Annotated in this window: 24 protein-coding genes; all 24 read left to right on the top strand. The window is 71.4% G+C overall.

Annotated elements, in window-relative coordinates; all coding sequences use genetic code 11:
* Positions 1–212: 212 nt before the first annotated feature.
* The 24 genes from plsX to K8625_RS44335 all read left to right on the top strand — a co-directional run bounded on the left by plsX (position 213) and on the right by K8625_RS44335 (position 21998).
* Complete coding sequence (gene plsX, locus K8625_RS40070; protein ID WP_223745802.1) at positions 213–1274, top strand: phosphate acyltransferase PlsX; 1062 nt, start codon at positions 213–215, stop codon at positions 1272–1274.
* A gap of 198 nt (positions 1275–1472) precedes the next feature.
* Positions 1473–2405: an ACP S-malonyltransferase gene (gene fabD / locus K8625_RS40065; protein WP_141327742.1), complete on the top strand. Its 933-nt coding sequence runs from the start codon at positions 1473–1475 to the stop codon at positions 2403–2405.
* A 4-nt stretch (positions 2406–2409) separates the two neighbouring features.
* A complete protein-coding gene (fabG, locus tag K8625_RS40060; RefSeq protein WP_223785671.1) occupies positions 2410–3156 on the top strand; it encodes a 3-oxoacyl-[acyl-carrier-protein] reductase in 747 nt (248 codons plus the stop codon).
* Between the two features lie 104 nt (positions 3157–3260).
* Positions 3261–3503, top strand: a complete 243-nt coding sequence (gene acpP / locus K8625_RS40055; RefSeq protein WP_046714853.1) for an acyl carrier protein — start codon at positions 3261–3263, stop codon at positions 3501–3503.
* A gap of 84 nt (positions 3504–3587) precedes the next feature.
* Complete coding sequence (gene fabF / locus K8625_RS40050) at positions 3588–4844, top strand: beta-ketoacyl-ACP synthase II (RefSeq protein ID WP_223785670.1); 1257 nt, start codon at positions 3588–3590, stop codon at positions 4842–4844.
* Positions 4845–4865: 21 nt separating this feature from the next.
* Positions 4866–5309, top strand: coding sequence for a ribose 5-phosphate isomerase B (gene rpiB / locus K8625_RS40045; protein WP_046714851.1), 444 nt, complete (start codon positions 4866–4868; stop codon positions 5307–5309).
* 38 nt (positions 5310–5347) lie between these two features.
* Positions 5348–6604: a serine hydroxymethyltransferase gene (gene glyA, locus K8625_RS40040; RefSeq protein ID WP_223785669.1), complete on the top strand. Its 1257-nt coding sequence runs from the start codon at positions 5348–5350 to the stop codon at positions 6602–6604.
* Positions 6605–6644: 40 nt separating this feature from the next.
* A complete protein-coding gene (gene nrdR / locus K8625_RS40035) occupies positions 6645–7148 on the top strand; it encodes a transcriptional regulator NrdR (RefSeq protein WP_223745806.1) in 504 nt (167 codons plus the stop codon).
* A 10-nt stretch (positions 7149–7158) separates the two neighbouring features.
* Positions 7159–8322, top strand: a complete 1164-nt coding sequence (gene ribD / locus K8625_RS40030) for a bifunctional diaminohydroxyphosphoribosylaminopyrimidine deaminase/5-amino-6-(5-phosphoribosylamino)uracil reductase RibD (protein ID WP_223785668.1) — start codon at positions 7159–7161, stop codon at positions 8320–8322.
* Between the two features lie 108 nt (positions 8323–8430).
* Positions 8431–9090 (top strand): riboflavin synthase, encoded by a 660-nt coding sequence (locus tag K8625_RS40025; protein WP_223785667.1) that lies wholly within the window; start codon positions 8431–8433, stop codon positions 9088–9090.
* A 40-nt stretch (positions 9091–9130) separates the two neighbouring features.
* Positions 9131–9634, top strand: a complete 504-nt coding sequence (gene ribE / locus K8625_RS40020; protein WP_223785666.1) for a 6,7-dimethyl-8-ribityllumazine synthase — start codon at positions 9131–9133, stop codon at positions 9632–9634.
* 3 nt (positions 9635–9637) lie between these two features.
* Positions 9638–10069, top strand: a complete 432-nt coding sequence (gene nusB / locus K8625_RS40015; protein ID WP_141327756.1) for a transcription antitermination factor NusB — start codon at positions 9638–9640, stop codon at positions 10067–10069.
* 25 nt (positions 10070–10094) lie between these two features.
* Complete coding sequence (locus K8625_RS40010) at positions 10095–10586, top strand: M17 family peptidase N-terminal domain-containing protein (protein ID WP_223785665.1); 492 nt, start codon at positions 10095–10097, stop codon at positions 10584–10586.
* A gap of 59 nt (positions 10587–10645) precedes the next feature.
* On the top strand, positions 10646–11020 hold the full coding sequence (locus K8625_RS40005) for a response regulator (RefSeq protein ID WP_046714844.1): 375 nt from the start codon (positions 10646–10648) through the stop codon (positions 11018–11020).
* Positions 11017–13644 carry a chemotaxis protein CheA gene (locus tag K8625_RS40000; protein WP_223785664.1) on the top strand — a complete coding sequence of 876 codons (2628 nt, stop codon included), beginning with the start codon at positions 11017–11019 and terminating at the stop codon, positions 13642–13644. Before K8625_RS40005 ends, K8625_RS40000 begins: the two co-directional genes overlap by 4 nt.
* Positions 13645–13678: 34 nt before the next feature.
* Complete coding sequence (locus K8625_RS39995; RefSeq protein ID WP_223745810.1) at positions 13679–14245, top strand: chemotaxis protein CheW; 567 nt, start codon at positions 13679–13681, stop codon at positions 14243–14245.
* Positions 14242–14766 (top strand): chemotaxis protein CheW, encoded by a 525-nt coding sequence (locus tag K8625_RS39990; protein WP_223745811.1) that lies wholly within the window; start codon positions 14242–14244, stop codon positions 14764–14766. Before K8625_RS39995 ends, K8625_RS39990 begins: the two co-directional genes overlap by 4 nt.
* A gap of 18 nt (positions 14767–14784) precedes the next feature.
* Positions 14785–15165, top strand: coding sequence for a hypothetical protein (locus K8625_RS39985; protein WP_223745812.1), 381 nt, complete (start codon positions 14785–14787; stop codon positions 15163–15165).
* Positions 15162–17138, top strand: coding sequence for a HEAT repeat domain-containing protein (locus K8625_RS39980; protein WP_223745813.1), 1977 nt, complete (start codon positions 15162–15164; stop codon positions 17136–17138). Before K8625_RS39985 ends, K8625_RS39980 begins: the two co-directional genes overlap by 4 nt.
* Before the next feature lie 15 nt (positions 17139–17153).
* Entirely contained in the window at positions 17154–18035 is an 882-nt protein-coding gene (locus K8625_RS39975) for a protein-glutamate O-methyltransferase CheR (protein ID WP_223745814.1), read from the top strand.
* Positions 18032–19069 (top strand): chemotaxis response regulator protein-glutamate methylesterase, encoded by a 1038-nt coding sequence (locus K8625_RS39970; protein WP_223745815.1) that lies wholly within the window; start codon positions 18032–18034, stop codon positions 19067–19069. The genes K8625_RS39975 and K8625_RS39970 overlap by 4 nt, the downstream gene beginning before the upstream one ends.
* Before the next feature lie 46 nt (positions 19070–19115).
* Positions 19116–19496 (top strand): response regulator, encoded by a 381-nt coding sequence (locus K8625_RS39965; RefSeq protein WP_223745816.1) that lies wholly within the window; start codon positions 19116–19118, stop codon positions 19494–19496.
* Between the two features lie 16 nt (positions 19497–19512).
* A complete protein-coding gene (locus tag K8625_RS39960; RefSeq protein WP_223745817.1) occupies positions 19513–20271 on the top strand; it encodes an ABC transporter ATP-binding protein in 759 nt (252 codons plus the stop codon).
* The gene (locus tag K8625_RS44335) at positions 20268–21998 is read left to right on the top strand and encodes a putative ABC exporter domain-containing protein (protein ID WP_223745818.1); all 1731 of its coding nucleotides are present in this window, start codon (positions 20268–20270) and stop codon (positions 21996–21998) included. The genes K8625_RS39960 and K8625_RS44335 overlap by 4 nt, the downstream gene beginning before the upstream one ends.
* Positions 21999–22064: the final 66 nt, after the last annotated feature.

Below are 22064 nucleotides of genomic sequence, written 5' to 3'. Positions count from 1 at the left end.
CACGCCGCCCGCCCGGCTGACCTCCACCCCAGGTACGGGACACCGATGCGGAGCGTCTCCCGGGCCGTCGCCCACCTGCTCCCACCCCACGTGGCGGGGCCAGCGATTCGTTGCCCCCCTGGGAGGTTCCTGGTCTCCTGCGCGCCGCCTCGCGCCCGGAAGGCGCGGGCCGGGTGGGACATGACACGCGCACAGACGAGGGGACGGCAGGGATGAGGCTGGTCCTGGACGCGATGGGGGGAGACCATGCCCCGGCCGCTCCGGTGGAGGGTGGCGTGCTCTTCGCCCGCGCCCACCCCGAGCATCAGGTCGTCCTGGTGGGGGACACCGCGCGGGTGACGCCCCACCTGGGCCGAGGGCTGCCGCCGCCGAACCTGCGGGTGCATCACGCCTCGGAGGTGGTGGAGATGGACGACCACGCCTCCACGGCCTTCCGCCGCAAGCGCGACTCGTCGCTGCGCGTGGGCTTCGAGCTGGTGCGTGACGGCCACGCGGACGCGCTCGTATCCGCAGGCAACTCCGGCGCGGTGATGGCGGGGGGCCTGATGACGCTGGGGCGGCTGCAGGGCGTGGAGCGTCCGGCCCTGGCCGCGCTCTTCCCCGCGCTCAAGGGCGGCGGGCGCTGCCTGCTGCTGGACGCCGGCGCCAACGTGGACTGCAAGCCCTCCCACCTGGCCCAGTTCGCCGTGCTGGGCGAGGCCTACGTGCGCCTGCGCATGGGCGTCGCGCGTCCCCGGGTGGCGGTGCTCTCGAATGGAGAAGAGGCCTCCAAGGGGACCCCCCTGACGCGCGAGGCGAGCGACCTCTTGCGCCAGTCGGACCTGGACTTCGCCGGCTACGTCGAGGGCAAGGACCTGTTCTCCGGCGACGTGCAGGTGGTGGTGACGGACGGCTTCACCGGGAATGTCGTCCTCAAGACATCCGAGGGCGTGGGCATGGGCGTCATCGGGCTGTTGCGGCAGGCCATCGAGAAGCGGGGCGGCCTGTCGGAGAAGCTGGGCGCGATGCTGCTCCAGCCCGCCCTGGCGGGCCTGCGCAAGATGGTGGACTACGCCGAGGTGGGCGGGGCTCCACTGCTGGGCCTGAACGGGGTGGGCATCGTGGCCCATGGCCGCTCGTCCCCACGCGCCATCCACAACGCGCTGGGTGCCGCGCTGGCCACCGCCCAGGCCGGACTGCAGGAGGAGTTGACGCGATGCATCGCCCGCGCCGCGTCCTGGCTGCCTGCCCACCCGAGGGGAAAAAAGGGGACAGAGCAATCGGTTTCCGATTAGAGAGCGGACGCCTGGGCATTGGGCTGCGACGGGTCTCCTCGAGGTGACGTCAGGACCGGCTGGAGACAGGACGCGCCCCGCGACCCACGACGTCGGGTGAGTGCTTCCCGGCGGAAGACCGTGGCCCGGGGGATGTCGGCGCGAAGGCGCCCGATGTCACAGGACGGATTTGGACGTATCAGGAGGCAGAGACCGCACATGGCGAAGGTCGCATTCGTGTTTCCCGGGCAGGGCAGCCAGGCCGTCGGGATGGGCAAGGACCTCTTCGAGAAGTTCCCCGAGGCCCGCGCCGTCTTCGAGGCCGCGGACGACGCGCTCGGAGAGTCGCTCTCCAAGCTCTGCTTCGAGGGACCAGAAGACGCGCTGAAGCTCACGGCCAACACCCAGCCGGCCATCCTGACGGTGTCGGTGGCGGCGCACGCGGTGTTCGCGAAGCGCGGGCCCCAGGCGGCCTTCGTGGCCGGCCACTCGCTGGGCGAGTACTCCGCGCTGGTGGCCGCGGGCGCCATGTCGCTGGGCGACGCGGCCCGGGCCGTGCGCGCGCGCGGCAGCTTCATGCAGGAGGCGGTGCCCGCGGGCGTGGGCGCCATGGCGGCGGTGCTGGGGCTGGAGCCCGCCAAGGTGAAGGCGGCCTGTGACGCGGCGGCGGAAGGGCAGGTGGTGTCGCCGGCCAACTACAACTCGCCCGAGCAGACGGTGATTGCCGGCGACGCGGCGGCGGTGGAGCGCGCGGGCGTCAAGTGCAAGGAGGCCGGCGCCAAGCGGGTGATGCCGCTGCCCGTCTCCGCGCCCTTCCACTGCGCGCTGATGGAGCCGGTGAAGCCCCGGCTGGCGGCGGTGCTGGGCGGCGTGAAGCTGTCGGCGCCGGCGGTGCCGGTGGTGACGAACGTGGAGGCGCGGCCCAACCAGGACGTGTCCCGCGTGGTGCCGCTCCTGCTCGAGCAGGTGAGCGCGCCGGTGCGGTGGATTGAATGCGTGGAGGCGCTCAAGGCCGAGGGCGTCACGCGCGTGGTGGAGCTGGGGCCGGGCAAGGTGCTGTGCGGGCTGGTCAAGCGCATCACCAAGGACATCGAAACCTTCAACGTCGAGGACGCCGCGAGCCTGGAGAAGGTGCTCGCGGCGCTGGGGTGAGCGCATGAGCTTCAAGGACAAGGTGGTGCTGGTGACGGGTGGCTCGCGCGGCATCGGCCGGGCGTGCGCGGTGGCGTTCGCCAAGGCGGGCGCCTCCACGGTCATCATCAGCTACGCGGGCAATGAGGCCGCGGCCCAGGAGACGGTGGGGATGCTCACCGCCGCCGGCGCCAAGGCGGAGTCCGTGCGCTTCGATGTGTCGGACACCGCCGCGTGCGCCGCCGCCATCGAGGGCATCGTCAAGAACCACGGCCGGCTGGACGTGCTCGTCAACAACGCGGGCATGGCCGTGGACGGCCTGGTCATGCGGGTGAAGGACGACGACTGGGACAAGCAGCTCGACGCCAACCTGCGCGGCCCCTTCGCCCTCATCCGGGCCGCCAGCCGGCCCATGATGAAGCAGCGCTCGGGCGCCATCGTCAACGTCACCTCCGTCGTGGGCGACATGGGCAACCCCGGCCAGTCGGCCTATTCGGCGGCCAAGGCGGGCCTCGTGGGCCTGACGAAGACGGTGGCCAAGGAGCTTTCCAGCCGGGGCATCCGGGTCAATGCCGTATCGCCCGGGTTCATCAGCACGGACATGACGGCCCACCTGAACGACGAGCTGCGCCAGAAGATGGTGGAGGGCATCCCGCTGGGGCGGCTGGGCAACCCGGAGGAGGTGGCCCAGGCCGTCCTCTTCCTCTCAGGTGACGCTTCCTCCTACATCACCGGCGAGGTCCTCAAGGTCAACGGCGGCATGTACATGTAACCCAAGGTTGGATTGCCAGCGGGCGTGGGATATACCGCGCCGGCTTTCGACAGGGCTCGGGAAGCCTTCCGGGCCTACATCTGGTTCCTGGAGGGTTCAGCATTATGTCGACGTCCGCTATTGAGGCCAAGGTCAAGAACATCATCGCCGACCAACTCGGCGTGGGAGAGGACGAGATCAAGCCCGAGTCGTCCTTCATCGAAGACCTTGGCGCCGACAGCCTCGACATCGTCGAGCTCGTGATGGCGATGGAAGAGGAGTTCGAGGTCGAGATTCCCGACGAGGAGGCCGAGAACATCAAGACCGTTGGCGACGCCATCAAGTACGTCACCGACCACAAGAAGTAGACAGCACACAGCGTGCCGGGGGGCGGGGTGACGCCGCGTTGAAGCGCGGCGTCCCCGGCGTCTCAGGCGCCACCGGAGAGGACCGTGTCACACCGTCGAGTCGTCATCACCGGTACCGGGCTCATCTCGGCACTGGGCACAGGAACCGAGAAGAACTGGCAGGCGCTGCTTGCTGGCACTTCAGGCATTTCCCTCGTCACCCGCTTCGACCCCAAGAAGATCGACACGCGAATCGCCGGCGAGGTCCGGGACTTCGAGCCGGAGAAGTTCATCGACAAGCGCGAAGTGCGCCGCATGGACCTCTACGCGCAGTACGCCATGGCCGCCGCGGCGATGGCGGTGGAGGAGTCTGGGCTGCCGGTGGGCCCGGACGTGCCGCACGGCTATGTGCCGGAGCGCGTGGGCGTCATCGTGGGCTCGGGCATCGGAGGCATCTCCTCCTTGGAGGAGCAGCACCGCAAGGGCCTGGAGAAGGGGTTCGACCGGCTGTCGCCCTTCTTCATCATCCAGATGATCGTCAACATGGCGCCTGGGCTCATCTCCATGCGCTACAACTGCAAGGGGCCCAACTGGGCTCCGGTGTCCGCCTGCGCCACCAGCGCCCACGCCATCGGCGAGGCCTGGAAGTCCATCAAGCTGGGCGAGACGGACGCGGCCATCGCCGGCGGCGCCGAGGCGGCCATCACCCCGCTGGGGCTGGGTGGCTTCTCGGTGATGAAGGCGCTGTCCACGCGCAATGACGACCCGGCGGCGGCCAGCCGTCCGTTCGACAAGGACCGGGACGGGTTCGTCATGGGCGAGGGCGCGGGCATGCTGGTGCTCGAGGAGATGGAGGCCGCGAAGAAGCGCGGCGCGAAGATCCTCGCGGAGCTGGTGGGCTACGGCGCCAACTCGGACGCGTACCACGTGACGCAGCCGGCGCCGGAAGGCGAGGGCGCGGCGCGCTGCATGCGGCTGGCGCTCCAGTCGGCGGGGATGAACCCGGAGGACGTGGGCTACATCAACGCGCACGGCACCTCCACGCCCTTCAACGACGCGAACGAGACCAAGGCCATCAAGGCGGTGTTCGGCGACCACGCCCGCAAGGTGGCGGTGTCGTCGACCAAGTCCATGACGGGCCACATGCTCGGTGCGGCGGGCGGCTACGAGGGCGTGGTGAGCGCGCTGGCCTTGTCGCGCAACATCCTGCCCCCCACCATCAACCAGACGACGCCCGACCCCGAGTGCGACCTGGACTACGTGCCCAACCAGGCGCGCGAGCTCCGGGTGGACGCGGTGATGAGCAACTCGTTCGGCTTCGGCGGCACCAACGCGGTGCTGCTGTTCAAGCGCTTCCAGTAACGGGGAGCGAGGAGACCCCGCGTGAAAGTCATTCTCGCTTCGGACCACGCGGGCCTGGAGCTCCGCCAGGAGTTGGTGGCGGCGCTCCAGGAGCGGAAGGTGGCCCACGAGGACGTGGGGCCCTTCGCCCGGGACTCGGTGGACTACCCGGACTTCGCCGCGCGCGTGGCGAAGGCGGTGACGTCCGGCGAGGCCACGCTGGGCGTGCTGGTGTGTGGCACCGGCATCGGCATGAGCATCGTCGCCAACAAGCACAGGGGCGTGCGAGCGGCCCTGTGCACCACGGAGTTCGAGGCCCGGATGGCGCGGGCCCACAATGACGCCAACGTGCTGTGCCTGGGCCAGCGCGTGGTGGGTGCCGGCGTGGGCCGGGCCATCCTGGAGGCGTTCCTCGGCACGGCGTTCGAGGGCGGTCGCCACGAGCGCCGCGTGCAGAAGATTCGCGAGGCCGAGTCCCAGGGCTAGCGGCCTTCGCAGTACCCGTCGTCGTGAGGAGATCAGCCATGGAGAACACCCGCACTCTGGCCGAGGTGGACCCCGAGATTGCCCAGGCCGTGCGTCATGAGACCGAGCGCCAGGAGCAAGGCCTGGAGCTGATCGCCTCGGAGAACTTCGTCAGCCCCGCGGTGATGGAGGCGGTGGGCTCGGTGCTCACCAACAAGTACGCGGAGGGCTACCCCGGCAAGCGCTACTACGGCGGCTGCGAGGTGGTGGACGTGGTGGAGAACCTCGCCATCGACCGCGCGAAGCAGCTGTTCGGCGCGGACTTCGTCAACGTGCAGGCGCACTCGGGCAGCCAGGCGAACATGGGCGCGTACATGGCGCTGATGAAGCCCGGTGACACCATGCTGTCCCTGGACCTGAACTCCGGCGGCCACCTCACCCACGGCGCCACGTTCAACTTCTCCGGCAAGCTCTACAAGGTCGTCCACTACGGCCTGACGCGCGACACGGAGACCATCGACTTCGCCCAGGTGCGCCAGCTGGCCCTGGAGCACAAGCCGAAGGTCATCGTCGTGGGCGCCAGCGCCTACCCGCGCACGCTCGACTTCGCGAAGTTCCGGGAGATCGCCGACGAGGCGGGCGCCTCCATGATGGTGGACATGGCGCACATCGCGGGCCTGGTCGCCGCGGGCGTGCACCCCTCGCCGGTGCCCTTCGCGGACATCGTCACCACCACCACGCACAAGACGCTGCGCGGTCCGCGCGGCGGCCTGGTGATGGGCAAGGAGCCGTACGCGAAGTCCATCAACAGCCAGATCTTCCCCGGCATCCAGGGCGGCCCGCTGATGCACGTCATCGCCGGCAAGGCCGTGGCCCTGCGCGAGGCGCTGACGCCGGAGTACAAGGCGTACCAGCAGCAGATCGTCGCCAACGCCCGGGCGCTCGCGGAGGCGTTGCTGTCCGCGGGCCTGCGGCTGACGTCCGGCGGCACCGACAACCACCTGATGCTGGTGGACCTGCGGCCCAAGAAGCTGACGGGCAAGGTGGCCGAGGCGGTGCTCGACAAGGCGGGCATCACCGTGAACAAGAACATGATTCCGTTCGACCCGGAGAAGCCGATGGTGACCTCCGGCGTCCGGGTGGGCACGCCCGCCATCACCACGCGCGGCATGCGCGAGGCCCAGATGGCCACGGTGGGCAAGCTCATCGGCGCCGCGCTGGACGCGGCCCAGGACGACGCCGCGCTCGCACGCATCCGCGGACAGGTGAAGGAGCTGGCCCAGAGCTTCCCGCTGTACGCCTCGCGTCTGAAGTAGCCGCCGCTCGTTCGCCGACAGGAGCTTCTCTCCCGCCTCCATGCGTTGCCCGTTCTGCCAGGATGCCGAAAACAAGGTCATCGACTCGAGAGAGTCACACGAGGGCTCCGTCATCCGGCGGCGCCGCGAGTGTCTGGCCTGCAAGCGCCGCTTCACGACGTACGAGCGGGTGGAGGAGCTCTACCCGCTCATCGTGAAGAAGGACGGCCGGCGGGAGGCGTTCGACCGCGAGAAGATCGTCAGCGGCCTGAAGAAGGCCTGCGAGAAGCGCCCCGTCTCCGCCGACAAGCTGGAGGAGACAGTGGTGGCCATCGAGCGGCTCTTGCAGGGCATGGGCGAGAAGGAGATCAACTCGTCCGTCATCGGCGAGGAGGTCATGCGCCGGCTGCAGCAGATGGACGAGGTGGCCTATGTGCGCTTCGCCTCCGTGTACCGCAGCTTCCGCGACATCTCCGAGTTCATGCACGAGCTGAAGGACCTGCTCGAGGACCAGGAGCGCGAGCGCAAGGCGAAGCCGCCGCTCCTCCCGGGCCGGGGCAGTTGAAGGAGAACGGATGAGGCTGCTCACGCGGGCAAAGCTCGAAGCCACGAGGGCGCCCCGGGCGAAGCGGGCGGCGGACTTCGACCGCGCGGTGGCCGAGTTCTTCATGCGCATCGCCCTGGAGGAGGCCGCCAAGGGCCTGGGCCGCACCAGCCCCAACCCCGTCGTGGGCGCGGTGCTGGTGAAGGGCGGCCGCATCATCGCCCGCGGCTACCACAAGAAGGCGGGCACCGCGCACGCGGAGGTGGTGGCGCTGGAGGCCGCGGGCGCCAAGGCGCGGGGCGCGGACCTCTACTCCACGCTGGAGCCGTGCGACCACTACGGCCGCACGCCGCCGTGCAGCCTGGCCATCATCGAGGCGGGCGTGCGCCGCGTCTTCTGCGGCTCGGCCGACCCCAACCCCAAGGTGAGCGGCAAGGGTGTGGCCCGCATGCGCCGCGCGGGCGTGAAGGTCGTCACCGGCGTGCTCCAGGCGGAGGCCGACAAGCTCAACCGGCCCTTCTTCAAGCTCATCCGCACGGGCATGCCCTGGGTGACGCTCAAGGCCGCGGCGACGCTGGACGGCAAGCTGGCGACGGCCACGGGTGACTCGCGCTGGGTGACGGGGGAGAAGGCGCGCGAGTGGGTCCACCGGCTGCGCGACTCCGTGGACGTCATCCTGGTGGGCGCCAACACCGTGCGCCACGACGACCCCAAGCTCACCACGCGGCTGCCCGGCGGCGGGGGCAAGGACGCGCTGCGCGTGGTGGTGGACAGCCGGCTGCGCCTGTCGCCGCGCTACACCGTCTTCAACCAGAAGAGCTCCGCGCGCACCATCATCGCCACGCTGGAGGACCCCGAGGGCCGCAAGGCCCGGCGCTTCCTCGCCCAGGGCGTGGAGGTGTGGCAGGTGCGCTCCAAGGCGGACCGGGTGGACCTGAAGGCGCTCCTGCGCCGGCTTGCCCGCTCCGGCCACAACCACGTGCTGGTGGAGGGCGGCGCGGAGATGTACGGCTCCTTCCTGCGCGAGAAGCTGGCGGACGAGCTGGCGCTGTTCCTCGCGCCCAAGCTGCTCGGCCGCGAGGGCATGTCGTGGGCCGGGGACCTGGGCGTGAAGGAGATGGCCCAGGCGCTCGCGGTGAAGGACCTCACCTTCGAGCAGCACGGCCCGGACATCCTGCTCCAGGCGCTGCTCTAGGCACTTTCGGCGCCCATGAGCGGGGCGCATGGTGTCGGTGAATGACGGACACATCGGCGCGCCGGACGAGGGCGACCCGGGGGGCCGTTCGTTATAAGCCTGGGCATCATGTTCACCGGGCTCATTCAGGACATCGGCAGGGTGGAGCGCGTCAGCCCGGGTGGGATGACGGACTTGTGGATTCACACGGCGCTGGGGGCCTCGGGCTTCGCGCTGGGCGAGTCGATCGCCGTGGATGGCGCGTGCCTCACGGTGGTGGAGCGGTCCGGGGACACCTTCCGGGTGCAGGTGGCGCCGGAGTCGCTCAGGCGCACCACGCTGGACGGGGTGCGGCCCGGGGACCGGGTCAACCTGGAGCGGGCGCTGGCGCTGGGGGACCGGCTGGGCGGCCACCTGGTCTCCGGGCACGTGGACCAGGTCAGCTCGGTGCTGGAGACCTACCCGGAAGGCGGCTCGTGGGTGATGGTGTTCGGCCTGCCCGAGTCCCTGGCGCCGTACTTCATCGAGAAGGGCTCGGTGGCCATCGACGGCATCAGTCTGACGGTCAACAGCGTGGGCGCGGACCGCTTCGGGGTGCAGCTGATTCCGGAGACGCAGGAGCGCACCACCCTGCGGGCCAAGGCGGTGGGGGCCCGGGTCAACCTGGAGGCGGACCCGATTGGGAAGTACGTGGCCCGGCTGTTCTCGCTCCAGCGCGGGCAGGTGGGCGCTTCCCCGGGTGGGGTGACGGAGGCGACCGTCCGGGCGGCGGGCTTCGGCACGCCGTAGCAGGCGACGGCGGGGGCGCGGGTGGTGTAGGAAGCCCCGCATGCCTCGCTACATCGAAGGTGACTTCCTCTCCCCCAAGGGCCGCTTCGCCATCTGCGTTGCCCGCTTCAATGGCTTCATCACCGAGGAGCTGGCCAAGGGCGCCGTGGACACGCTGGTGCGCCACGGCGTGGCCGACGCGGACGTGGACGTGTACCGCTGCCCCGGCACGTACGAGCTGCCCGGGCTGGTGCGCCGCGTGACGGAGTCGCGTCAGTACGTGGGCGTCATCGCCCTGGGCGCCGTCATCCGCGGCGGCACGCCCCACTTCGACTACGTGGCCGGCGAGTGCGCCAAGGGCATCGGCGCGGTGGCCTTCAACGCGGCGGCGGCCAACCCCGCGACGTCCGTGACGTTCGGCGTGCTCACCACCGACACGGTGGAGCAGGCCATCGACCGGGCGGGCGTGAAGGCGGGCAACAAGGGCGCCGAGGCCACGCTGGCCTGCATCGAGATGGTGAACCTGTACGCGCGCATCCCCGCGCTCGACGCGAGGAAGGGGTAGTCCATGGGCGCGCGCAGAACGGGACGTGAGCGGGCGTTGCAGGCGCTCTACCAGCTGGAGATGGCGCCGGGGACGTCGGTGTACGAGGCGCTGGAGTCGGCGTGGACGGCCTCCGCCGAGGCCGAGGAGCAGAAGCGCGATCCGGACGCGGTGAAGTTCGCCCGCGAGCTGGTGGACGGCGTGCAGGGCCACCGCGCGGAGATCGACCGGCTCATCGAGTCGCACAGCCACAACTGGCGGTTGGACCGCATGTCCCGCATCGACCGCAACGTGCTGCGCGTGGGCATCTTCGAGCTGAAGTACCGTCCGGACATCCCCCGCAAGGTCACCATCAACGAGGCGGTGGAGCTGGGGAAGAACTTCGGGACGGAGGAGTCCAGCGCGTTCGTCAACGGCCTGTTGGACCGGGTGGCGGTGGCGCTCAAGAAGGACTGAAGTCCCGAGCCGAGGAGCAACCGCGGTGAGCCAGACGACGACGCACGACATCGGGATGGAGGGGCTGGACTCGCTGACCGGCGTGGACGCCCTGTGCCTGTTCGTGGCCGAGGATGAGCGCCCGTTGCCGGCCACCGCGGGCTACGTGGACTGGCGCCTGTGCGGTGCGTTGTCGCGGGTGCTCAAGGGCGGCTTCTTCTCCGGCGTGAAGGACGACTGGCTCCTGTTGCCCGCGGACGGGAAGCTGGAGGTGCCGCGCATCTTCGTCGTGGGCCTGGGGGCCCGGAAGGCGCTGGACGCCGAAAGGCTCCACGAGGCGCTGGCCGAGGCGGGCAAGGTGCTCAGCCGGGCCAAGGTGGCGTCGGTGGCGCTGGAAATCCCCGGCGGCGGTTCGTTGGATGACGCGGCGCGGGCAGAGGCCTTCCAGAAGGGCTTCTTGCCGGCGTTCAAGGGCGGACGGGTGGCCCTCCTGACGGACAAGGCGCTCGTCCGACTCCTACCAGGCAGGAAGGGCTGAAGCTCGGCGACCGGGCAGGCCTTCTGTTAGCATCGGGGGACCGTCCGGGGCGTGCACGCATGCGTGTCAAGGTGTTGATTGTCGAGGACTCCAAGGCGTCGCGCGAATACATCGCGTCGACGGTGGAGGCGGTGGAGGGCATCGAGGCCGTCGTCACCTCCAGCGGCTTCGAGGCGCTGAAGCTGCTGCCGCGTCACCGCTTCGACCTCATCATCACCGACATCAACATGCCCGACATCAACGGGCTGGAGCTCATCAACTTCGTCAAGAAGAACCCCAACTACCGCGACGTGCCGCTCTTCATCATCACCACGGAGGGGCGGGAGCAGGACCGCGAGCGGGGCATGGCGTTGGGGGCGGCGGAGTACCTGGTCAAGCCGTTCCAGCCCGGCAGCCTCGAGGGGCTCTTGCGCCGGTACCTGAAGCTGCCGTGAGTCCCCCGAGCAAGGCCCTGGCCGAGTTCGTGGCCGAGGCGACCGAGATTCTCGAGGCGCTCGGCAAGGACCTGCTGGTGCTGGACGAGCGGCGCGGCCAGGAGGCGGACCCGGAGCGGGTCAACGGCATCTTCCGCGCGGCGCACTCGCTCAAGGGCCTGGCGGGGCTGTTCGGGCAGGAGCGCATCTCCCGGCTGGCGCACGGGACGGAGGACCTGCTCGACCGGCTGCGGCTGGGCAGGCTGCTGTTGGACGACGCGGTGCTCGACACGCTGATTGAAGCGCTGGATGCGTTCCAGTCGCTGCTGGCGGAGACGGCGCGGGGGTTGGAGACGGAGGGGCTGAGCCGGCGCGTGGAGGGCATGGCGGAGCGGTTGATCCGCCTGGGCGAGGTGCCCGTCGCTCGGGACGAGGACCCGCTGGAGCGGCTGGAACTGGAAGCACAGGTGCGCTCGGTCTTCACGGAGTACGAGGAGCATCGGCTCCGGGAGAACATGCGGCGGGGCGTGGCGCTGTGGCGCGTGCGCGCGGCGTTCGACCTGTCGGACTTCGACAAGGGGCTGGCGGACCTGAACACGCGGCTCAAGCCGCTGGGCGAGGTCATCAGCACGCTGCCGTCCGCGCGGCCGGGTGGGGCGCATGGCATCGCGTTCGACCTCATCTTCGGCACGCACGTGTCGGTGACGGAGCTGGAGTCCGGGTTGAGTGGGACGCCCGCGGAGCTGGCTCCCCTCAATGTGCGGCCCGTGGGAGTGCCCGCGACGGCCCACTCGGCCGAGGTGCTGGCCCGGGTGGTCGAGCCGCCCGCCATCGTCGTGGAGCCGCCGGGCACGCGCCCCGAGAGTCCCGGGGTGGCGACGCCCGCGCCGAAGCGCGGTGGGAAGAAGCGCGGCGCGAAGGGGGCGGCGGAAGGGCGACAGCCGTCGCTGCCGCTCACGGAGCAAGGGCCTGGGGCGGTGCAAGGTGACGCCGGGCATGAGAACGCGGGCGCGCAGGGCGCTGATGGCGTCCCCGCCACGTACCTGGCGGGCTCATATCCGATGGGGCAGGGTGCTGGAGGCGTGAATCCCTCGTCGGTGCACCCCACGGGCGCGATTCCCCCTGGCGTCGTTCCTCCCGCGGACTCGGGACTCGCGGCTGGGGCGCGCGGCCCCGGGGCCCCCTCCGCCGCATGGAGCGCGACCGTCGCAAGCTCGGGCGCATTCCCCTCGGGGCTGCGCTCCTCCCCGTCGACGGGTCCGGGCGGCGGACCGTTGCCCCAGGGCGCTTCGGGCACCACCGGGCCGTCGCTCGTCACGTACCTCCAGGGCCCCGGAGGCCGCGCTCCCGTGCGCGCAGTGACGACCTCCGCCGACGCCTCGACCTCGACACCTCCGACGACCGTGGCCGCGACCGCGCCGGAGCCGTCGCTGCGCTCGTTGACGCAGACGGTGCGCGTCGACATCGGCAAGCTGGATGGCCTCATCAACATGGTGGGCGAGCTGCTGCTCATCAAGGCGAACCTCCAGCGGCTCGCCGAGTCCGCGCGGCAGGACGGCGTGGTGCCCCTGTCGAAGCTGTTCGGTCAGGAGCTGGCGCGCGAGACGCGGGGCCTGGAGCGCAAGCTGGAGGCCCTCCAGGAGGGCCTGCTCGAGGCACGCATGGTCCCCGTGGGCCAGGTGTTCGACAAGCTGGCCCGGCTGGTGCGTCGCATCACCCGCGAGGCGGGCAAGGAGATCGACTTCGTCATCGGCGGCGGCGAGGTGGAGCTCGACAAGCTCATCGTCGAGGAGCTGAGCGACCCGCTCATGCACCTCATCCGCAACGCCATCGACCACGGCGTCGAGTCACCGGACGCGCGACTGGCCGCGGGCAAGTCCCGCCGCGCGGTGGTGGCGCTGCGCGCCGTGCAGAAGGGCAACCACGTCGTCATCGAGGTGAGCGACGACGGCGCGGGCATCGACGAGCTGCGCGTGCGCGAGGTGGCGCTGACGCGGGGCCTCATCACCTTCGCGCAGGCCGAGGAGATGGGCCGCCGCGAGCTGCTCAACCTCATCTTCCTGCCGGGCTTCTCCACCGCGCGCAGCGTGTCCGAGCTGTCCGGCCGAGGCGTGGGCCTGGACGTGGTGAAGAACAACCTGGGCAACCTCTCCGGCATCATCGACGTGTGGAGCGAGCGCGGGAAGGGCACCGCCTTCCACCTGACGCTGCCCGTCACGCTGGCCATCATCCGCGCGCTGGTCGTGGGCGTGAGCGCGCGCACGTACGCGGTTCCCCTCAACAGCGTGCTCGAAATCCTCTCCGTGCAGCCCCTCGAGATTCGCACCGTGGAGCGGCGCGAGGTGCTGGACCTGCGCGGACAGACGCTCCCCTTCGTGCGCCTGTCGCGCCTGTTCGGTCTGCCCGAGCGGCCGGTGAGCCGCTACTTCGTGGTGGTGGTGGGGCTTGCCCAGGAGCGGCTGGGCATCGCCGTGGACGAGCTGCACGGGCAGCAGGACATCGTCACCAAGCCCCTGGGCGGCCGGCTGCAGTCGGTCCGGGGCATCTCCGGCGCCACGGACCTGGGAAACCGGACTCCCGTGCTGGTGCTGGATGTCGGCGCGCTGCTGGAAGACGGGCTGGCCCTGGAGCGAAGGCGGGCCTGACGTCCGGCGCGGCCGGCTGCTATCCTCGCGAGCCGTGTCCCGGTTCGCCGAACTGCTCGACGACTTCTTCTTCCGTCCGGACGAGGACGTCAGCGGGCTGCAGGACTTCGCCGCCGGCAGCGACGGCGTGGCCTCCGTCACGCCCGAGGAGGTCCCCGAGGAGTACCTCGCCTTCCGCCTGGAGGGAGAGTGCTACGCGGTGCCCATCCGCGCGGTGCGCGAGATCGCCAAGGTGCCGCCGCTGACGGAGATTCCCAGGGCCGAGCCCCAGCTGCTGGGCGTGCTGAACCTGCGCGGCGAGCTGCTGCCCGCGTACGACATCAAGGTGCGCCTGGGCCTCGCGGAACGCGCGCCGCTGGTCGCCGGCCCCGACGCGCCCGTGCCGCCGCGAGACGCACGCATCCTCGTGCTGCGCACGCAGACGGGGCCCGCGGGTGTGTGGGTGGACAGCGTCAGCGGCGTGGTGAAGCTCAAGCCCTCCATGTTGGAGCCGCCACCGCCGAGCCTCCGAATCGGGGACCGTGACTGCGTGGTGGCCATCGGCCGACGCGGACCCTCGCTGTTCATCCTCCTGGACCCCGAACAGGCGCTGGCGTCATGAAGGACTCCGTCAACCTGCTGGCGCATCATCCTTCCGGTGTGCCCGAGGCGCCCGCGGGACACCCGGACTCGCCAGTGCAGCTGTGCGCCTTCTTCGTCGGCGAGGACGAATACGCGCTCGACATCCAGCGCGTGGAGGAGGTGCTCCCGCTCCAGCGCGTGACACCCATCCCCCACGCGCCGTCGTTCGTCGAAGGCGTGCTGCACCTGCGCGGCGTCATCCTGCCGGTGGTGGACCTGCGCAAGAGATTGCAGGGGCAGCCCTCGGTGGAGTCGCGCAAGGCGCGCCTCTTGGTCTGCAGGCTGGGCGCGCGGCGGGTGGCGGTGAAGGTGGAGCGCGTGGCGGAGGTGCTGCGCGCGCGTCGGGGTGATATCAAGCCCGCGCCCGCGTTGAGGGTGGCGGGGCGCTCGCCCTTCGTCGTGGGGGTGTGCGGTCCACCGGACCGGTTGCGACTGTTGCTGGACTTGAAGGCGCTGTTGCGCGCGGAGCTGGAGCGCGAGGCGGTTCGTCCGGCGCGATGACACGTGAAGGGAAGGGCCATGCCTCGCAGTGACCTGGACAACCACCGCCGCATCCTCGGCATCAGCTTCCTGGTGGTGAACGGCTTGACGGTGCTGGTGGGCGTCGGCGCGATGCTCTTCTTCACGGTCATGGGGCTGGGCATCATCAGCGACACCGCTTCGGCCAAGGACCGCGCCGACTTCTGGTGGTTCGGCGGCGGCGTGAGCGTCTGTGTCCTGGTGTACTGCCTGCCGGGGCTCTTCACGGGCATCGGCTTGTTGAAGCGGCGCGCGTGGTCGCGGGTGCTGGCGCTGGTGCTGGGCATCCTGAACCTGGCGAACTTCCCGCTGGGCACGTGCCTGGGCATCTACGCCCTCTGGTTCTACGCGCAGGAAGGGTCCGACCGGGTCTTCGAATGAGCCACCTGCCCGTCTTCCCCGCGGAGGAGGAGCGCTACCGCGCGCTCCAGGAGCTGGACCCGCGAGCAGAGGGCATCCTCGACGTGCTCGTCACCGGCCTGCACGACGAGAGCTGGCGCGTGCGGCACGCGGCGGCGACGGGCCTGCAGCGGCTGACGCCCCCCGAGCAGGTGGCCTCCCGGCTCGTCGCCGTGCTGGGCGAGCGCGGGGAGACGGGCGCGCGCAACGCCGCGGCGGAGGCCCTCTCCGGCCTGGGCCCGGCCGCGCTCGCGCCGCTGGTGAAGCTCTTGGGCCACGTGGACCCGGACCAGCGCAAGTTCGCCGCGGACATCCTCGGGCAACTGGGGCTCGGCGCCGCGGAGCTGCCGCTCGTCCAGGCCCTGGAGGACCCGGACCTGAACGTGCGCGTGGCGGTGTCGGAAGCGCTGGGGCGCGTGGGCGGGGAGCACGCGGCGCGCGCGTTGTCGCGGCTGCTCGGTGACGCGGAGCCGCTGCTGCGCCTGTCCTCGCTGGAGGGCCTGGCGCTCCTGCGTCGCCCTCCGCCCCTGCCCGTGGTGGTGGCGCTGCTGGACGACGCGAAGCTGCGACGCAGCGCCTTCCGCGTGCTGGGGCTCATCCCCCAGGTGGCCGCCACGGAGCGGCTGTGTCAGGGCCTGTCGTCGGACGCGCGCTCGATTCGCGAGGCCGCCCTGGCGGCGCTGGGCACGCAGGCCTCGCTGGTGGAGGCGTCGCGTCGCTGTGAGCTGGAGGCCGTCATCGTCGCGGCGCTCCGGCGCCTGCCGGACGCGGTGTCGCGGCTGGAGCAGGCGATGGAGGCGGAGGACGTGGCGGTGCGCTCGGGCGCGCTGCTCGCGGTGGCGGCGCTGGGCGAGGCCTCGCTCGCGGTGCGGGTGGCGGAGGTCGCCCGCGAGGACCGGCTGCTGCGGGATGTGCTGGGCACGCTGGGGCGGCTGGGCTCCGAAGGTGGCCGGCTCCTGCTCGCGGCGATGGCGGACCTGTCCGCGCCGGCGAGGGCCGCGGCGGCCGAGGCGCTGGTGGACCTGGTGGACCCCGGCTCCGTCACGCCGCTGTGCGCGCTGCTGGAGTGGGCGGAGGATGACCTGCGCGGGGTGGTGGTGCGGGCGTTGGGGCGGACCCGCTCACCGGAGGCGGCCAGCCCGCTGGTGGATCTGCTGCGGGACCCGGTGACGGCGGGCGCGGCGACGCGGGCCCTGGGCGCGCTCGCGGGGAGCTGCCGGGCGGCGGTGCTGTCGGCGCTGGAGGAGGCGGTGGCGCGTCGGGCCACCCCCGTGGCGGTGACGGCGCTGGGCCGCGTGGGAGGCGCGCCCGCGCTGCCGTCGCTGCGTGCGCTCGCGCGCGATGTCGACCCGCGCTGGCGAGCCGCGGCGGTGGAGGTGGCCGGAGAGGTGGACGGCGGCGTCGGTCGGGAGCTGGCGCGCGCGGCGCTCGCGGACGAGGCCTCTCCCGTGCGGGCGGCGGGAGCGCGCGCCATGGGACGGTTGGGAGGCGCGGAGGCGGGCGCGCTGCTGCGCTCCGCGCTCCAGGACGAGGACGCCTCCGTGAGGCGGGCCGCGGTGGAGGCGGTGGGGGAGAGCGGCGCGGTGGACCGCGCGCCGGAGCTGGAGCGACTGGTGCGTCATCCGGACGGCGCGTTGGCGGTGGCCGCGGTGCGGGCGCTGTCGAGGCTGGGCCGGGTGGAGGCGAAGGTGCTGCGGGAGGCGTCTGGGCATTCCGACGAGGAGGTGGTGAAGGCGGTGTTGTCCGCGGGTGCGGTGTCGCGGGAGGGCGTGACTCTGGCGGTATCCTTGCTGGAGCATCCCCACTGGGATGTGCGCGCGGCGGCGGCGCGAGTGCTGGGAGACTCGGGAGGGCCGGAGTGTCTGGAGCCGGCCCGTCGGGTGCTGGAGACGGAGCCGGACGCGCTGGCTCGACAGGCACTGGCGGACGCGGTGGAGCGCTTGTCGCGGCGCTGAGCGGGGGGACTCGGGGTGGCTCGCTTCGACGACAGTCGGCCGGAGATGACCGCGGAGGAGTTCCGGCTCCTGCGCGACCACGTGTATTCGCACTGCGGCATCCTCGTGCACGAGGACATGAAGTTCGTGATGGAGCGGCGGCTGTGGCCGCGCCTGGAGACGCTGGGCGTCCCGGACTTCAGCGCCTACCACCGCTACCTGCGCTACGACGCCAACCGGCACGCGGAGCTGGAGGCCGCCGTCGAGTCGCTCACCACGCACGAGACGTACTTCTTCCGCGAGCCCTCGCAGCTCAAGGCCTTCCGGGAGGAGCTGCTGCCGGTGCTCGAGAAGCGCAACGCGCGCACGAAGCGGCTGCGCCTGTGGTCCGCGGGGTGCTCCTCCGGCGAGGAGGCGTACACGCTGGCGATGGTCCTCAAGGACGAGCCCCGCTTCGAGGGCTGGGACGTGGAGGTGTACGGCTCCGACATCTCGCGGCGCGTGCTGACGATGGCGCGGCGCGCGGAGTACGGCCCGTCCGCGCTGCGCGCCACGTCCGCGGACCTGCTGGAGCGCTTCTTCGTCCCCGCGGGCAACACCAAGGTGCGCGTGCGCGACGATGTCCGCGCCATGGTGTCCTTCGGCCACCACAACCTTCTGGACGAGGCCGGCAGCCAGCTGGTGATGAAGATGGACGCGGTGTTCTGCCGCAACGTGATGATCTACTTCGACCAGTCCGCGCGCAGGAAGGTGCTGCGAATCCTGCGCGACAGGCTGGTGCCCGGGGGCTACCTGCTCCTGGGGCACTCCGAGAACCTGCTCAACCTGGGCGCCGACTTCGAGCTGGTGCACCTGCGCGGAGACCTGGTGTACCGCAGGCCCGAGCTGCCGGGGCTCGCGGGCGGTGAGGTCCGATGAGCGAGCGGGGCACGGTCTCGGTGCTCGTCATCGATGACTCCGCGCACAACCGGCACACGCTCACCACGCTGCTGGAGTCCGCGCCGGACGTGCGCGTGCTGGACCGCGCGGCCGACGGCGAGGAGGGCCTCAAGAAGGTCCTGGAGCTCAAGCCGGACGTGGTGACGTTGGATTTGGAGATGCCGAAGCTGGGTGGCTACACGTTCCTGCGGCTGCTCATGCGCACGGCGCCCACGCCCGTCATCGTCATCTCCAGCTACGCGCACCGCTCGGACGTCTTCAAGGCGCTGGAGCTGGGCGCGTTCGACTTCATCGCCAAGCCCGCGCGCGGCACGCCCGAGGAGCTGGAGGGGCTGCGCGTGGAGCTGCTCGACAAGGTGCGCGCGGCCCTGCACGTGCGGCCGGGACAGCGCCACGTGTCGCCCGGCGCGCGGGCGCTGGCGGTGGCGGGCGAGCTGCCCCTGGTGGTGGCCATCGGCGCGTCCACGGGAGGCCCTCCCGCAGTGCAGCGCGTGCTGGAGGGCCTGGCCGCGGAGCCGACGCCGTGCGTGCTGGTGAGCCAGCACATGCCCGCGCAGTTCACCCGGGCCTTCGCGGACCGGCTGGACAGGATTGGCCCCTTCACCGTGACGGAGGCGAGCGAGGGGGACGTGGTGCAACCCGGACACGTGTACATCGCGCCCGGAGGCCGGCACCTGGTGGTGGTGGACCGGGGGACGCGTCTGGAGCTGCACACGCCCCCGCCGACGCCCGTGGACAAGTACGCGCCGAGCGTGGATCGGCTCTTCACCAGCGTGGCTCAGGTGCTGGGCCCGCGCGCGCTGGCGGTGGTGTTGACGGGCATGGGGGCGGACGGGGCGCTGGGCGCGCGCGAGGTGCAGCGCGCGGGGGGCGAGGTCTGGGCGGAGTCGGAGGAGACCGCGGTGGTGTACGGCATGCCGGGCGAGGCGGTGGCGGCTGGGGCGGTGAAGCGGGTGCTGCGACTGGGGGAAATCGGACCCGCGCTCGCCTCGCTGGCCCGTCGTCGACGGTGAGATGGCCGGGCGGGGCGACGGGGTCGGGTGTTAGTGTGCGCGGGCCATGACGCAGCAGATTCGAGCCCTCGTCGTCGACGACTCGCAGGCGATGCGACGCAGCATCATGTACGCGTTGCAGCGCATCAGCGGGATGGTCTGCACCGAGGCGCAGGACGGCGCCGAGGGGCTCAAGAAGCTGACCCAGGGCCGCTTCGACCTGGTGCTCACGGACATCAACATGCCGTTGATGGACGGGCTGAAGCTCATCCACCACATCCGTCAGGCCACGGACCATCGCGGCGTGCCCATCGTCGTCATCACGACGGAAGGCGCGGCGGCGGACCGGGAGCGGGCGCTGGCGCTGGGCGCCAGTGCGTACCTGGTGAAGCCCGTGCAGGCCAAGGTGGTGATGGACACCGTCAGGGACCTGCTGAAGCTGGCCTGAGGCGAGGGGCGTGCGAATGGACTTCGTCCTGCGGGTGGCGGGCCTGGAGAAGCGCTACGGCGCGGTGACGGCGGTGCAGGGCCTGCACTTCAACGTGGCGCCCGGCGAGGTGCTGGGCCTGGTGGGCCCCAACGGCGCGGGCAAGACGTCCACGCTGCGCTGCCTCGCCGGCATCCTCCCGCCCTCGGCGGGCAAGGTCATCGTGGCGGGGTATGATTTGGGCAAGGACGCGGTGGAGGCCAAGCGCGAGCTGGCCTTCCTGCCCGACGAGCCGCGCTTCTTCGACTACCTCACGGTGTGGGAGCACCTGAACTTCACGGCGCGGCTCTACGGCGTGGAGGACTGGGAGGCGCGGGGCCGCGCGCTCCTGGAGGAGATGGAGCTGACGGGCAAGGAGAAGGCGCTGCCCGGCGAGCTGTCGCGCGGCATGAAGCAGAAGCTGTCCATCGCCTGCGGCTTCCTGCACTCGCCCCGGCTCATCCTGCTCGACGAGCCGCTCACGGGCCTGGACCCCATCGGCATCCGGCGCATGAAGGACTCGCTGCGTCGGCGCGCGGAGGAGGGCTCGGCGCTGGTGTTGTCCTCGCACCTGTTGCCCCTGGTGGAGGAGCTGTGCCACCGGCTGCTGGTGATTGCAGGAGGGCGGGCCATGGCGCTTGGCAGCCTGGAGGAGATTCGCGCGCGGCTGAGTGGACCGGACGCGGGCAGCGCGTCGCTCGAGGACCTCTTCGTGCGTATCACCAGCGGCGCGGGCTCGGAGATGCCCAGGCCGTGAGCTTCCCGGGCGCGGTGCTCTTCCTCTGGCTTGCGTCCACGCGCAACCGCCTGCGGCTCCAGGTGCTGCGGCTGCGCAAGCCCCGCTACCTCGTGGGCGCGGCGGTGGGCCTGTTCTACATCTACTCGCTCTTCCTGCGCCGGCTGGACTTCACGGGACCGGTGGCCGCGGTGCCTCCGGGCGTGAGGCTGTTCGCGGAGCTGTCGCTGGTGGGCTCGGTGCTCGTCACGCTGTTCTCCGCGTGGGCGCTGGGGCCGGACCGGCCCTCGCTGACCTTCACGGAGACGGAGGTGGTGCAGCTGTTCCCCGCGCCCGTCACCCGGCGCTCGCTGTTGCACTACAAGCTCGCCCGAGGCGCGATGGGCGCGGCGGTGGGCGCGCTGTTCGCCACGCTGTTCGTCGGCCGGGTGGTGAGCCCCGAGCCCGCGCTCTTCTTCGCCGGGGCCTTCCTGTCGCTCGGCACGCTGTACCTGCACGGCATCGCGGCGTCCTTCATGCGCACGCGCTGGGCTGCGAGGGGACGGCGGGGGCAGGTGGAGCGCTGGGTGGGCGTGGGGCTGGTGCTCGCCGCGGTGGTGATGGGGGTGTTCTCCACGCTGGAGACGTACCCGTTCCCCAGGACGGTGGGGACGCCGGGGGCGCTGCGCCACTGGGTGGAGGCTGTGGTGGCCTCGCCGGGGCTGAGCGCGGTGCTGTGGCCCGGCCGGCTCCTGGTGGCGCCGTCGCTGGCGCGCGACACCTCGGCCTTCTGGAGCGCGCTGCCGCCCGTGGTGGTGCTGGCCGTGGCGCACTACGTCTGGGTGCGATTGGCGGAGGTGCCCTTCGAGGAGACGGCGGTGACGCAGGCCGAGGCGCGCGTGCGTGAGCAGTCCCAGCGCCTGTCCGGGACGCTCGTGCGCAAGGGCGGGCTGGGGGCTCGCAAGGCGCCCTTCCGGCTGTCGGCGCGGGGGCGTCCCGAGGTGGCGCTCATCTGGAAGAACCTCATCACCCGCAAGCGGATGGCGGGCGGGGTGTGGACGGTGATGGCGCCGCTGCTGCTCGCCGCCGTCATCGTGTCGGTGATGGGCGAGTCGAACGTGTTCACCGACACGCGCCGCGTGGTGGGGCCCATGGCCACGCTGCTGGCGGTGATGATGACGGTGGTGGGACCGAGCGCGTTCCGCATGGACCTGCGCATGGACCTGCCGAAGCTGGACCTCTTGCGCGCGCTGCCGCTCGCGGGCTGGCAGGTGGTGGGCGCGGAGCTGGCGGCGTCGGCGCTGGTGGTCAGCAGCCTGCAACTGGGGCTGCTCGCGGTGGGCCTCGTCTGTGGCCCGGGCGCCGAGGACGACTGGCTCATGACGTACTGGTGGCCCGGGGGACTGGCGCTGGCGGCGCTGTTGCCCTCGGTGGCGCTGGCGGGGCTGTTCGTCCAGAACGGGGCCGTGGTGTTGTTCCCCGCGTGGGTTCCGGCGGACCGGGTGGGCAGCGCGCGCGGCATCGAGGCCCTGGGCCAGCGCCTGCTGACGCTGGTGGGCTCGCTGGTGGTGTCCCTGCTGGGGCTGGTGCCCGCGGCGCTGGTGGGCTCGCTGGTGGCCTTCGTGGCCTGGAGCTCGCTGGACCTCTGGGCGCTGCCGCTGGCGGGACTGGCGGCGGCGGCCGTGCTGCTGACGGAGGTGGGGCTGGGCGTGCTCTGGCTGGGCCGCGCTTTCGAACACCTGGACGTCTCCGAGGACCGGCCGGAGTAGGCCCGAGCGTCGGCTCCTGGACTCGCGCCCGGAAAGAGGTGGCGGGCACCGGGCCCGGGCGCGCAG

This window comes from Myxococcus sp. AS-1-15 (assembly GCF_020037055.1).
GTDB classification, from domain to species: Bacteria; Myxococcota; Myxococcia; order Myxococcales; family Myxococcaceae; genus Myxococcus; species Myxococcus fulvus.
Note: the sequence above shows the minus strand (reverse complement) of the source record. Positions and strands in the feature narration are given on the sequence as shown.